This is a genomic window from Paraburkholderia kirstenboschensis (genome assembly GCF_904848585.1).
GTDB classification, from domain to species: Bacteria; Pseudomonadota; Gammaproteobacteria; order Burkholderiales; family Burkholderiaceae; genus Paraburkholderia; species Paraburkholderia kirstenboschensis.
This window is the reverse complement of the sequence record NZ_CAJHCR010000002.1, coordinates 233,773-246,408: the sequence shown is the minus strand read 5'-3', so window position 1 is coordinate 246,408 and position 12,636 is coordinate 233,773. Positions and strand designations below refer to the sequence as shown.

The following is a 12,636-nucleotide window of genomic DNA, read 5'->3' as shown; positions in this document are numbered from 1 at the left end:
CGCGGTCGCTGTTTTACAATCGGCCGCCTGCTACAGCTGATCACTCTCTTTCGGCACATCCATGGAAGCTTACCAATACGACTGCGCGAATCCCGAGTTCGAGGAACTGGCGCGCGTTATCAGCGATCTCTTTCCCGAGCAGACGCAGTTCGTCCAGCGCGCGGCCGAAAACGGCACGCCGACGCTGGCGATTCACTGGGTGGCAATGCGCTTCGGCGCGGCCGCACGGCGCATCGTGATGACGGTGGAAATCGCGCCCGCGGCGCTCGCGCGTTATCGCGCGTTGCCCGCGAGGCTGCGGGGCCGCAGCTTCGCGGTGTTGCGCGCGTATGTGGAGGCGAGCATCGGCTCGCTCGAAGAACAGTATGCGAACGGCGAAGCGGTGCCGCGCGAAGTCACGGTGGATCTCGGCGACGAGTTCGCGTGACGGCGCTTCAGTCTGCGAGACGGTAAACCTTCGCGAAGCGCGCGGCCTGCACGACGCCGTAATCGCCCGGCGCGTACTGCATGATCCAGTCGCCGGCCGCGCCACGCAGTACGTCGCCGCCGCTCGCCGAACGGGCTAGCGAGAACGCTTCATTCATCTGTTTCGCGAGCACGACTGCGGGGCGATTGCGATACGCGCCGGCCTCGCCATGCGTATGGGCTGCGTCGGCGGGAACGTATTTGGCGTCGAAGCGTTCGCGCGAAACGACCCAGCGATCACCGGTCGATCCGGTGATCAAGGCGTCGCCAGGCAGATAGCGGTTGGGGCCTTCCAGGCTCATCAGTTCGCCTTGCGTGGCGGCGAATTCGACGTTGACCGTTTCGTCTTTGACGACACGCCGGGCGGCGGCGTCGTCATGCAGGTCAAGGTTTTTCAGATCGTTCATGAAGCAGGCAGAGGGTTGTTGACGGTGAGTTCGCGACTTCGCGTCTACGATCGCGGACCTGCATCATGCCAGACGTATCTGACTGCGCGCCTTTTTTGCCACATCGGGCACGGTGCGGCAGGAACCGCAACGCGCCCTTGTGCCGGGTGTTTCGCCAGGCGTGGTGCCAGGCGCGGTGCCCGCGGTGCCATATGAGTCGCGCGGCCGGCCGGTTACGGCTTGACCGTGGCGTCGCTCGCCGCGGCCGGCGCCGACTTGTCGCTCTTACCCTTGCCATGATGACGCGAGCGGCCATCCGCGCCGCCGTGTTGACGGAACGTTACATCGGCGAGCTTCTTCTGTTCGGGCGAGAAGCTGTTGTAAAGCGGATCGAATGCGTCCACCAGCTTCTTCATGCCGTCTGCGTGCGCCTGTGCGATGGTGGCGTACTGCTTCATGTCGTCGAGCGCGGACACGGTCGTGGCGGCGCGGCGCTGCTTGAACAGCTCGCCCATCGTCTCGCCGTTGCCGCGCATGACGTCGGCGAACGCCTTCCACTGCGTTTCCTGCTCCGGCGTGATCTTCAGTTGCGAATGCAGATAGGCGATGCGGTCTTCGACATTGCGCTCGTGACCGCCTTTCGCGACGGCTGCGGAAGCCGCCGTGCCGGAAGACGCCGCAACCGGTGCGGAAGCTTGTGCAAATGCGCCGCTCATCGCGACTGTGGAGGCCAGTATGACCAGTGCTTTTTTCATCGAAACTCCTGATGTCTGTTCGAATTTGAGGTGGGACAAGGCGTGCGGCGAGCGGTCCCTGCAATGCGCCACATTGCGCGCTATAGCACCACGCGCGGACCGCTCAATATGGCCGTGGGCGCTATTAGTATCACGATATCCCTACAATGCGGCTCTTATGCGACAAACGCTTACAACCGAAACGAACAGGAAATAGCGGGTGGATAAATTCGTCAGCATGGAGATTTTCGTGGCCGTGGTGGAGGCGGGCAGCCTGACTGCGGCGGCAGAGCGCTTCGAGATTTCGTCGGCGATGGTCGGCAAACACATCCGTTCGCTCGAAGCCCGGCTCGGCACGCGCCTGCTTACGCGCACGACGCGCCGTCAAAGCCTCACAGAGATCGGCCGGCAATATTACGAGCAGTGCAGGCGCATTCTCGCCGACGTGAAGGACGCCGAGTCGCTCGCGGAGTCCATGGCCGCTGCGCCGCGCGGCGTGCTCAAGGTGACAGTGCCGCTCACCTATGGCGTCGAGATTTTTTCACCGGCGATGACCGACTATCTGAGCGAGTGGCCCGAGGTCACGCTCGAACTCGACCTGTCGAACCGCATGACCGACCTGGTGGAAGAGGGCTTCGACGCTGCGGTGCGCATCGGCCATCTGCAAGATTCGAGCTTCGTTGCGCGGCCGTTGAAGCCCTATCGCATGCGCGCTTGTGCGTCGCCGGCGTATCTCGCGCGAGCGGGCGTTCCACGTACACCCGCCGATCTCGCGCATCACGAATGTCTCGGTTTTCTGCATTGGGGCCGTGAGGGCGCGTGGCGCCTTGGCGGCGAAAGCGCCGCTGAATACTCGTTGCGAGCGGGGCGCTTTCGCGCGAACAACGGTCAGGCGCTGAAGGTGGCCGCGTTGCGCGGCTTTGGCCTCGTGTTGCAACCGGAGGCGCTGCTCGCACGCGAGATTGCGAGTGGAGAACTGGTGTCGGTGCTGGAAGAGCATCTGCCTGAAGGCGCGCCCGTGCATCTCGTCTATCCGCGCGACCGGCGGGCCACGCCCAAGCTCACCAGTTTCATCGACTTCGTGATAGAGCGTTTCGGCGCGTGATGCTTGCCGCCTGACACTGAAGACGCGCGATAATCCGCACCACTGCGACCACTTTCTTCTCTCTCGATGAGACCTCCGCGCCTCGACCAACTCGACGATCTCGACCGCAACCTCGTAGCGCTGCTTCAGGCGAACGCCCGCGAGAGCGTCGCCAATCTCGCGCGCCAACTCGACGTGGCGCGCACCACTGTAATCGCGAGAATTGCGCGGCTCGAACGCAGCAACGTGATTGCGGGCTACAGCGTGCGGCTCGGCCAGGACGTGCTCGATTCGAGCATCTATGCGTACGTGGGCATCATCATTGCGCCGAAGCATGGGCCGGCCGTGCAGAAGCGCCTCGGCAAGATGCCCGAGGTGCAACTGTTATGCGCGGTGAGCGGCGAGTTCGATTACGTGGCCTGGCTGCGCGCGGATTCGCCGGATCGTCTGAACGATCTGCTCGATCAGATCGGCGGAATGGAAGGCGTGGAGCGGACCACTACCTCGATCATTCTCGCGCGCAAGATCGACCGCGGGATGGTCTGAAGCGCTGCGTGTTTTTACGCTGTTTTGATGCGTTCTCGACGTTTTGTCGGTGGGGCTCGTCGAAACGTCGAAGTTGATAGTCATTACGCAGCATTTTGCTCGTATGAACTGTTTTTGCTTCTCCCTACACTGTCGCTCAAGGGTTCAGCCCGCCGCGCGCCGCGCCTTCATGGGCGGTGCATTCTCAAGCTGGAGACAGCGCACAGAAAAGGCCGGACAGGGCGCTGAAGCATTAGCTCGGATAAACGGCTAAAGCGCCAACTCTGGTCGACTGCTGTGCATGGGACCAGAGTAAGTGCTGAAGCACCAACTCCGGTCGACAGCTGTGCATGGGACCGGAGTAAGTGCTGAAGCACTAACTCCGGTCGACAAAGGAGAAGAACATGAAAGTAGCCATCGTTGGTGCGGGTTTGATTGGTCACACCATCGCCCATATGCTGCGCGAAACCGGCGACTATGACGTGGTCGCGTTCGACCGCGATCAGCATGCGCTCGATAAACTTGCAGCGCAGGGAATTTCAACCCGCCGTGTGGATTCAGCCGATGCCGCCGCGCTGCGTGCCGCGGTTCATGGCTTCGACGCGCTCGTCAACGCGCTGCCGTATTACCTCGCAGTGAACGTGGCCGCTGCCGCGAAGGGCGCGGGCGTCCATTACTTCGACCTGACCGAAGACGTGCGCGCCACTCACGCAATCCGCGCAATCGCCGACGACGCCGATCACGCGTTCATGCCGCAGTGCGGTCTCGCGCCGGGTTTCATCGGCATTGCCGCGCACGAGCTGGCGAACCGCTTTACCGAAATCCGCGACGTCAAGATGCGCGTCGGTGCACTGCCGCAATTCCCGACCAATGCGCTGAAGTACAACCTCACGTGGAGCGTGGACGGCCTCATCAACGAATACTGCCAGCCCTGCGAAGCGATCCGCGACAGCCGCACGCAGTGGGTGCAGCCGCTCGAAGGTCTCGAACATTTTTCGCTCGACGGCACCGAGTACGAAGCGTTCAACACGTCGGGCGGTCTGGGCACGCTGTGCGAAACGCTGTCGGGCCGCGTCGAGTCGCTCGATTACAAGTCGGTACGCTATCCGGGCCACCGCAATCTGATGCAATTTCTGCTTGAGGACCTGCGTCTTTCGAGCGACCGCGACACGCTGAAAACGATCATGCGCCGTTCGGTGCCGTCAACCGCACAGGACGTGGTACTCGTTTTCATCACCGTGAGCGGCATGCGCGACGGTCAACTCGTGCAGGAAGTGTTCACGCGCAAGATCTTCGCGAAGACGGTTTGCGGCGTGCCGATGAGCGCGATCCAGATCACCACGGCGGGCGCGATGTGCGCAGTGCTGGATCTGTTCCGCGAAAAGAAGCTGCCGCAACGAGGTTTCGTGCGTCAGGAGCAGGTCTCTCTGCGCGACTTCCTTGGTAACCGCTTCGGCCAGTTGTACGAAGGACAGGCGCTGGAGTCGCTGCAAAGCGCGGCGACCGTTTGACAAGCGGTGTAGCCGGAGACAAACGCCCCGCATGCGGGGCGTTTTTTCATTTGCCTCGTCACGCTGCGTTTGCTTGACGTTGCGCCGCGGCGCGCTCACTAGACAGGCAGCGGAGGCACCGTTGCGGACGTCACTTGCGGTTCGCCGAGAATGCGCGCGAGCAGCGCGTCATGATCCGCAGCGCTCGGCGAGGTGTTGTCGAACATCAGCAGATCGTTGCACATGTCGCCGGACGGCACGAAGCGCCGCTGTCGGTACTCGTCCCAATGCGCGAGCTTATAGGCGTCGTTCGGATTGGCGCGTGCCATGATCCGCTGATGCGCGGTCTCTTCCGACACCTGCACCCATACGACTCGCACGCTGACGTCGTCGCCGATACCGAGCCAGGCGCGATCGAAAAGCCGCCGCTCGCGGACTTCACGCGAGAGCGGCGCGACTACCAGCGCGCTCACGCCGAGTTCCAGATTGTCGCGCGCGGTATCGACGAGACCCCGATACTCCGGCTCGCGCAGATGCTCGAGGAAAAGCGGGCTGTCCCGATCGTTCGCGTCGCCAGTCAGCATTTGCATGGCAGCCGCGCTATAGCCGCCGTACAGCGTGTCCTTGTCCAGCAGACAGAACGGCGAGCCCGTTGCTTTCATCAGGGGGCCGATCAGTTTCCTCGCGAGCGTTGTCTTGCCCGTGCCCGCGTGACCGCAAATAAAAACCAGGCGGCTCACGAAGATTCGCCTTGCGCCTGGATTGCCGCGCGTTGCGGTTCACGCGCAAACTTGCGGTTAGCTTGCAGCCCGATCACATCGACGATGCCAAAGCTCAACGCCGCACCCATGCTGGCAATCGAGGTGAAATAGCACATTGCGGTCTCCTTGGTTTCCCCGTCTGCAACGATCATGAGGAAGAACGTGGCGACGCGCAAGGTCCGGTTGCGAGCGCCATGCCCGGTATTCGCGTCGCTTAACAATTCGATACATGGGAGGCGCGGACAGCCCTTAACATGGTGGCTATCGCACTCCATTCATGCAGAACGGGCTGCGCATTCGCAAGGCGTTGCAAGGCCGTTCTGTTCGCTTTCAGGGTAATCAACATGCTGATCAATTGTGCCGCCTATCAGGACGGCCGGAAGCTGGCAGATATCGATATCGATAGCATCAGCGACTATGTGGCGCGACCCGAGTGCTTCGTCTGGGTTGCGCTAAAAGACCCGGGCCCCGGCGAACTCGCGGTGATGAAGCACGAATTCGGCCTGCACGACCTTGCGATCGAAGACGCGCAGAACGGTCATCAGCGTCCGAAAATCGAGGAGTACGGCGAGTCGCTGTTCGCGGTAATGCATACGGTAGAGATGGACGAGGATTGCGAACTGCTGATCGGTGAAGTAGACGTATTCGTCGGAGCGAATTACGTGCTGTCGGTGCGGCGCGGCACGCGCGCGGGCTTTCAGAATGTGCGGGCGCGCTGCGAGCGCGAGCCGCAGTTGCTCAAGGCGGGCTCGGCGTTCGTGCTGTATGCGCTCGCCGACGACATTGTCGACCGCTATTTTCCGATCGTCGAGGCGATGAACACGGAAATCGAGACAATCGAAGACCGCATTTTCGAGCGTAACGACTCGGCGGCCTCGCGCGCGATCATCCAGGATCTTTATTCGTTGAAACGGCGCCTCGTGATTCTTCAGCATCACATCGCGCCGTTGCAGGAGGCGATCAGCAAGCTCACGGGCGGTCGCATTCCGAGCGTTTGCGAAGGCATGCAAGCTTACTTTCGCGATGTTTACGATCACCTCGAGCGGATCGTGCGCATCATCGACGGACGGCGTGAACTGGTGGTGACCGCGGTGCAGGTGAACCTCGGCATGATCTCGCTGGCGGAGAACGAAGTGACCAAACGGCTCGGTTCGTTCGCCGCGCTGTTTGCCGTGCCGACCATGATCGCCGGAATCTACGGCATGAACTTCCAGAACATTCCCGAACTGCATTTCCGCTACGGCTATCCGCTGTGCCTTGCGATCATGCTGACCGTCGACATCATCCTTTATCTGCGGTTTCGTAAAGCCGGTTGGCTCTGATCTGGCGCACACCAACGCGTGGGCCCGCTTGCATGCGGCGCAATAAAAGTCCAGCATAGGCGGCCCGCCGGCCGCTGAGATTGCAGCCGGCGGTAAAACCGTCACGAGCGGACCGAGCGAGGACCCATTGCTACACACCATCAGCCGAGGCTCACGCCTCGCGCTTCGGCGCGAGGCGCTCAACCGTCTGCGCCAGCCGGGCCGCACACTGCAGTTTGTGCGCGCCGGTGCACTGCAACACCACGAATCGTTGACAATGCGGTCGCGGTGCGCTGAGAATGAGTCCCGCAAACGTTTGCGCGTAACTAAAAATACGGTTCGACATTGAGCCGACAAACCCAGGAGATATGCATGAGCAACCGCATTCGCCGCCGCATCGTGGCGGCCGCAATCCTCGCCACCGCTACCACCGCCTTGCCGTTTTCCGCCGCCTACGCCCAGAACGCACCCGCGCATAAGCCGAAAGTCGCGTTGGTGATGAAGTCACTCGCCAACGAGTTCTTTCTGACGATGGAAACCGGCGCGAAGGACTACCAGAAGCACAACCCGTCGCAATTCGATCTGATCACGAACGGCATCAAGGACGAGACCGATACGGCGAACCAGATTCGCATCGTCGAACAGATGATCGTCTCGAAGGTGGACGCGATCGTGCTGGCTCCGGCCGATTCGAAGGCACTCGTGCCGGTCGTCAAGAAGGCTGTCGACGCGGGCATCATCGTCGTGAATATCGACAACCGTCTGGACCCCGACGTGCTGAAGTCGAAGGACCTGAACGTGCCGTTCGTCGGACCTGATAATCGCAAGGGCGCGCAAAAGGTCGGCGACTACCTCGCGAAGAAGCTGAAGGCGGGCGACGAGGTCGGCATCATCGAGGGCGTTTCGACCACGACCAATGCGCAGCAGCGCACCGCGGGCTTTAAGGACGCGATGCAGACCGTCGGCGCGAAGGTGGTATCGGTGCAGTCGGGCGAATGGGAAATCGACAAGGGCAATGCCGTTGCGTCGGCCATGCTCAACGAGTACCCGAACCTGAAGGCGTTGCTCGCGGGCAACGACAACATGGCGATCGGCGCGGTTTCCGCGGTGCGCGCTGCGGGTAAGCAAGGCAAGGTGATGGTGGTCGGTTACGACAACATCAACGCCATCAAGCCGATGTTGAAGGACGGCCGCGTGCTCGCCACTGCCGACCAGTATGCCGCGAAGCAGGCTGTGTTCGGCATCGATACCGCGCTGAAAGCCCTGAGCGAGCACAAGAAGCAGTCGCAGTTGTCGGGCGTGGTGGAAACGCCGTGCGACCTGGTGACGAAGTAAGCGTCGCCGGCACCGACCGACTAGCAGGGCGCGCGGAGTCGCGCCGACGAGGCGGCGCAAACGCGGCTGGAATTTCGCCGTGAATGGGGCTTGGTGGTAGCTGTAAATGGTGGCTCTGAGTGACGACAGTCAACGGGGCGGCAGGCGTGGCCGGATCTCCGGTCGAAGCTGAGGCGGAAGCGAAGCCGAAGCCGAAGCAAGGCTGAAGCCGAAGCCGAAGCAAGGCCAAGGCCGAAGCCAAAGCCAAAGCCAAAGCCAAGATCAAAGCCAAGATCAAGGCCAAGATCAAGGCCAAGATCAAAGCCAAGATCAAAGCCAAGATCAAAGCCAGATCAAAGCCAAGATCAAAGCCAAGGCCCGCAGCCGCGCCACCACAAAGCCACAACCGAGCCACAAGCGCCGCCCAAAAACCGTGACTCCGCGCTTACTTTTCAATGAACGCTCAATAGCCGCTCAAGAAACCTGCCAGGCCGCCGTTAATTCAGAGGTAAGCGTCATGACGGCGGCTGCGCGGCGGGACGGAGCGCGGCCTTAGCACCAGCGCATTCCGCGCATGGGCCGGCATTGACCGCACGGCGCCGGATGCGGCCTCGTCGAGCCAATCGTACGAGGCGCACCCGACGCGGTGAAACAGGATCGCGATGGATTCAACCGACCACGACGCCTTGCCTGCCATTCTGTCCGTTAGCGGCATTGGCAAGACTTACGCCGAACCCGTGCTCGCCGACGTGTCATTGTCGTTGCGCGCCGGCGAGGTATTGGCGCTCACCGGCGAGAACGGCGCCGGCAAGAGCACGCTGTCCAAGATTATCGGCGGCCTCGTCGAGCCGACCGCCGGCACGATGCGGCTCGCCGGCCAGCCTTACGCGCCGGCTAGCCGTACCGAAGCGGAAGCGCTCGGCGTGCGCATGGTGATGCAGGAGTTGAACCTGCTGCCCACGTTGTCGGTGGCGGAAAACCTGTTTTTGAACCGCTTGCCGCGCGCGGGTGCGTTCAGCTTCGGCTGGATCGACCGGCGCAAGCTGCGCGAGGACGCGCGTCACGCGATGGCGCAGGTCGGGCTCGACGCGATCCATCCGGATACGCTCGTCGGCGAGCTCGGCATCGGCCATCAGCAGATGGTGGAGATCGCCCGCAATCTGATCGACGATTGCCGTGTGCTGATCCTCGACGAACCAACGGCGATGCTGACCGCCCGCGAAGTCGATCTGCTGTTCGAGCAGATCGACAGGCTCAAGACACGCGGCGTCGCGCTGGTCTATATCTCGCACCGGCTCGAGGAGCTGGCGCGAGTGGCCGAGCAGATCGCGGTGCTGCGCGACGGGCGCCTCGTGCACGTCGACGCGATGGCCAATCTGACGAGCGACGAAATCGTCACGTGGATGGTCGGCCGCGAACTGGGCGAGCAGATCGATCTCGGCGTGCGCAATATCGGCGCGCCGTTGCTGAAAGTGGACCGGCTCACGCGCGGCAAGGTTGTGCGCGACGTGTCGTTCGAAGTACGCGCGGGCGAGATTTTCGGCGTCAGCGGTCTGATCGGCGCGGGCCGCACGGAGTTGATGCGGCTGATTTACGGCGCCGATCCGAAAGACGGCGGCACCGTGGCGCTGGCCGCCACGCCGGGCGCGCCGCCCACGCCGGTGCGGATCGATTCGCCGTCGGACGGGGTACGCGCGGGCATCGCGCTCATCACCGAGGACCGCAAGGGCGAGGGCTTGCTGCTGCCGCAGCCGATTGCGGCCAACGTGTCGCTCGGCAATATCGGCAGCGTGGCGCGGCATGGCATCGTCGATGCGAAGCGCGAAAACGCGCTGGCGAAAAAGCAGATCGACGCAATGCGGATTCGCAGCTCCGGACCGGGGCAGATTGTCGGCGAGCTGTCGGGCGGCAACCAGCAGAAGGTCGTGATCGGCCGCTGGCTCGCGCGCGATTGCCGCGTGCTGTTATTCGACGAACCCACGCGCGGCATCGACGTCGGCGCGAAGTTCGATATTTATGGCTTGATGGGCGCGCTGGCTCGTGAAGGGCGCGCGCTCGTCGTGGTGTCGAGCGACCTGCGTGAACTGATGCTGATCTGCGACCGGATCGGCGTGATGTCCGCGGGAAGCCTGACGGGTGTGTTCGAACGCAACACATGGTCGCAGGACGCGTTGCTGGCCGCCGCTTTCGCCGGCTACCGCAGCCGTGAAGCGCTGTTGCACACCCTCGATACCAACGAAGCAGGGAGTTTGTCATGACCGATCAATCGTTGCGCGACACGTCGGGCGCAAAGCAGGGCGGAGCGGCAGCAAACGGCAACACGAACGCAAACGCAAATACGAACGCGGCGCCGGCCGATCCATCCGCGCCGCTCGCGAGCGGCAAGCCGGCCGGGACGCGGCTCGGGTTTTCGAACTACCTGGGCCTCGCCGGCGCGCTGCTCGGCATGATCGTGCTGTTCTCGCTGCTGAGTTCGCACTTTCTGACGTACGACACATTCAGCACGATCGCCAACCAGATTCCGGATCTGGTCGTGATGTCGGTCGGCATGACCTTCGTGCTGATCATTGCCGGCATCGATCTGTCGGTCGGTTCGGTGCTCGCGCTCGGCGCCTCGGTGGTGAGCGTGGCGGCGCTGAAGTGGGGCTGGGGCCCGTTGCCGTCGGCGCTGCTCGGCGTCGCCGCCGCGGCCCTGACCGGCACGATTACCGGCGCGGTCACGGTCGGCTGGCGGATTCCGTCGTTCATCGTGTCGCTCGGCGTGCTGGAAGCAGCGCGCGGCCTCGCCTATCAGATGACGAATTCGCGCACCGCCTACATCGGCGACGCGTTCGATTTCCTGTCGAACCCGATCGCAGTCGGCATCTCGCCGGCATTCCTGATCGCGGTGGCGGTGATGGTGATCGCGCAACTCGTGCTGACGCGCACGGTGTTCGGCCGCTATCTGGTCGGCATCGGCACCAACGAAGAGGCCGTGCGGCTCGCGGGCGTCAATCCGCGGCCGTACAAGGTGATCGTGTTCGCACTGATGGGCGCGCTCGCGGGCCTCGCGTCGCTCTTCCAGATTTCGCGTCTGGAGGCGGCCGATCCGAACGCGGGCGTCGGCCTGGAACTGCAGGTGATCGCGGCGGTGGTGATTGGCGGCACGAGTCTGATGGGCGGGCGCGGTTCGGTTATCAGTACATTTTTTGGCGTGTTGATCATTTCGGTGCTGGCGGCCGGGCTCGCGCAGATCGGCGCGAACGAGCCGACCAAACGCATGATTACCGGCGCGGTGATCGTGGTGGCCGTGGTACTGGATACGTACCGCAGCCGCCGCAAGCGTGCCTGACAGCGGAAGATTAGCGCGTGTCGGGCGGTTGCAGGGTGGTTTGCGGTAAAGCGTAAGAATTGACGAGCGTGAAGTGCCTTCGATGAGGATGTCCCGCAGGTCGGCAGTGAGCATGACCGGCGGGAAAAACAGGCGGGAGAGCAACAGGTTATGGCGACGATCAAGGATGTAGCGGCCGTGGCGGGCGTGTCCTTCACCACGGTTTCCCACGTGGTGAACAACTCGCGTCCCGTGTCGGCAGACGTGCGCGCGAAGGTCGAGCACGCCATTCGCCAGCTTCACTACGTGCCCTCGGCGGTGGCCCGTTCGCTGAAGGCGCGCGCCACCGCGACCATCGGACTCGTGGTGCCGAACAGCACGAACCCGTATTTTGCGGAGCTCGCGCGCGGCATCGAGGACGGTTGCGCCCGCAACGGCTACTGCGTGTTCTTCTGCAATTCCGACGACGACCCAGCGAAGCAGCGCAACTATCTACGGGTGCTGCAGGAAAAACGGATCGACGGACTGATCGTCGCGTCTGCCGGCGACGACGCGGTGCTGGCGCAGACTCTCGCCGACGCGCGCGAGCCGCTCGTGATCGTCGACCGCAACATTGAAGGCGTGAACGCGGATCTCGTGCAGATCGATCATGAAAAGGGCGCGTATCTGGCTACCCGTCATCTGCTCGAACTCGGACATGTGCAGATCGGCTGTATCAGCGGGCCCGTCGAGACGGCGGTGAGCGCCATGCGGGTGCACGGCTTTATCCGCGCCATGACCGAGCGCGGCATCGAGATTCCGCCCAATGCGATCGTCGAAAGCGATTTTTCGGGAACGGGCGGGCATCGCGCGGCCGCTCAACTGTTCGACACGGTCAAGCCGTCGGCGATTTTTGCGTGCAACGACATGATGGGCATCGGCGCGTTGCGCGCTGCGGCGGAGCGCAATATCAGCGTGCCGCGCGACTGTTCGATCATCGGTTTCGACGATATCGAACTCGGACGCTTCACCTATCCGGCGTTGTCGACAGTCGGGCAATCGGTGCGCGCGCTCGGCGACATGGCTGCGCAGACGCTGATCGAACGCATCGCGGGCAAGTCGTCGGCAAATGCGCGGCCGGCCGGCCGCCGACGTGTGGTGACGCCGCGGTTGATCGTGCGCGAATCGACGTCGGCCTGGGCCGGCGCGGGAAAACGCGATCTCGCGGCTTGAGCGCGGGTTGCCGGCCTGGACGTGTGTTGTACTGCAACGCACATCGGCAGGTTT

13 protein-coding genes are annotated in these 12,636 nt (G+C 63.0%); 9 read left to right on the top strand and 4 right to left on the bottom strand.

The window, feature by feature from the left end; translation table 11 throughout:
- Positions 1–61 precede the first annotated feature (61 nt).
- The gene (locus tag JMY24_RS07760; protein WP_128595215.1) at positions 62–427 is read left to right on the top strand and encodes a DUF3022 domain-containing protein; all 366 of its coding nucleotides are present in this window, start codon (positions 62–64) and stop codon (positions 425–427) included.
- 7 nt (positions 428–434) lie between these two features.
- On the opposite strand, the gene JMY24_RS07755 is transcribed toward JMY24_RS07760, so the two are convergent.
- Together JMY24_RS07755 and JMY24_RS07750 are read right to left on the bottom strand one after the other, a co-directional pair.
- Complete coding sequence (locus JMY24_RS07755) at positions 435–872, bottom strand: PGDYG domain-containing protein (protein ID WP_128595214.1); 438 nt, start codon at positions 870–872, stop codon at positions 435–437.
- A 212-nt stretch (positions 873–1,084) separates the two neighbouring features.
- Positions 1,085–1,606, bottom strand: coding sequence for a Spy/CpxP family protein refolding chaperone (locus tag JMY24_RS07750; protein WP_201701738.1), 522 nt, complete (start codon positions 1,604–1,606; stop codon positions 1,085–1,087).
- A gap of 199 nt (positions 1,607–1,805) precedes the next feature.
- Here JMY24_RS07750 and JMY24_RS07745 point away from each other — a divergent pair, with 199 nt between their 5' ends.
- The 3 genes from JMY24_RS07745 (at position 1,806) to JMY24_RS07735 (ending at position 4,705) form a co-directional block, all read left to right on the top strand.
- Positions 1,806–2,690, top strand: a complete 885-nt coding sequence (locus JMY24_RS07745; RefSeq protein ID WP_128588895.1) for a LysR family transcriptional regulator — start codon at positions 1,806–1,808, stop codon at positions 2,688–2,690.
- A gap of 66 nt (positions 2,691–2,756) precedes the next feature.
- Positions 2,757–3,215: an Lrp/AsnC family transcriptional regulator gene (locus tag JMY24_RS07740; RefSeq protein WP_013588181.1), complete on the top strand. Its 459-nt coding sequence runs from the start codon at positions 2,757–2,759 to the stop codon at positions 3,213–3,215.
- 383 nt (positions 3,216–3,598) lie between these two features.
- Entirely contained in the window at positions 3,599–4,705 is a 1,107-nt protein-coding gene (locus tag JMY24_RS07735) for a saccharopine dehydrogenase family protein (RefSeq protein WP_128595212.1), read from the top strand.
- Between the two features lie 98 nt (positions 4,706–4,803).
- Here JMY24_RS07735 and JMY24_RS07730 read toward each other — a convergent pair whose 3' ends face one another.
- The gene (locus JMY24_RS07730; protein WP_128595211.1) at positions 4,804–5,424 is read right to left on the bottom strand and encodes a P-loop nucleotide/nucleoside kinase family protein; all 621 of its coding nucleotides are present in this window, start codon (positions 5,422–5,424) and stop codon (positions 4,804–4,806) included.
- On the bottom strand, positions 5,421–5,561 hold the full coding sequence (locus tag JMY24_RS07725) for a cytochrome bd-I oxidase subunit CydX (protein WP_128595210.1): 141 nt from the start codon (positions 5,559–5,561) through the stop codon (positions 5,421–5,423). The genes JMY24_RS07730 and JMY24_RS07725 overlap by 4 nt, the downstream gene beginning before the upstream one ends.
- 228 nt (positions 5,562–5,789) lie before the next feature.
- On the opposite strand from JMY24_RS07725, the gene corA reads away from it, so the two are divergent.
- The 5 genes from corA to JMY24_RS07700 all read left to right on the top strand — a co-directional run bounded on the left by corA (position 5,790) and on the right by JMY24_RS07700 (position 12,582).
- Positions 5,790–6,767 carry a magnesium/cobalt transporter CorA gene (gene corA / locus JMY24_RS07720; RefSeq protein WP_128595209.1) on the top strand — a complete coding sequence of 326 codons (978 nt, stop codon included), beginning with the start codon at positions 5,790–5,792 and terminating at the stop codon, positions 6,765–6,767.
- 351 nt (positions 6,768–7,118) lie between these two features.
- Positions 7,119–8,081 (top strand): sugar ABC transporter substrate-binding protein, encoded by a 963-nt coding sequence (locus JMY24_RS07715; protein WP_128588886.1) that lies wholly within the window; start codon positions 7,119–7,121, stop codon positions 8,079–8,081.
- A 641-nt stretch (positions 8,082–8,722) separates the two neighbouring features.
- Positions 8,723–10,318 (top strand): sugar ABC transporter ATP-binding protein, encoded by a 1,596-nt coding sequence (locus JMY24_RS07710; RefSeq protein ID WP_201701737.1) that lies wholly within the window; start codon positions 8,723–8,725, stop codon positions 10,316–10,318.
- The gene (locus JMY24_RS07705; RefSeq protein WP_128592297.1) at positions 10,315–11,391 is read left to right on the top strand and encodes an ABC transporter permease; all 1,077 of its coding nucleotides are present in this window, start codon (positions 10,315–10,317) and stop codon (positions 11,389–11,391) included. Before JMY24_RS07710 ends, JMY24_RS07705 begins: the two co-directional genes overlap by 4 nt.
- Before the next feature lie 150 nt (positions 11,392–11,541).
- Entirely contained in the window at positions 11,542–12,582 is a 1,041-nt protein-coding gene (locus JMY24_RS07700; RefSeq protein WP_128592296.1) for a LacI family DNA-binding transcriptional regulator, read from the top strand.
- Positions 12,583–12,636 lie beyond the last annotated feature (54 nt).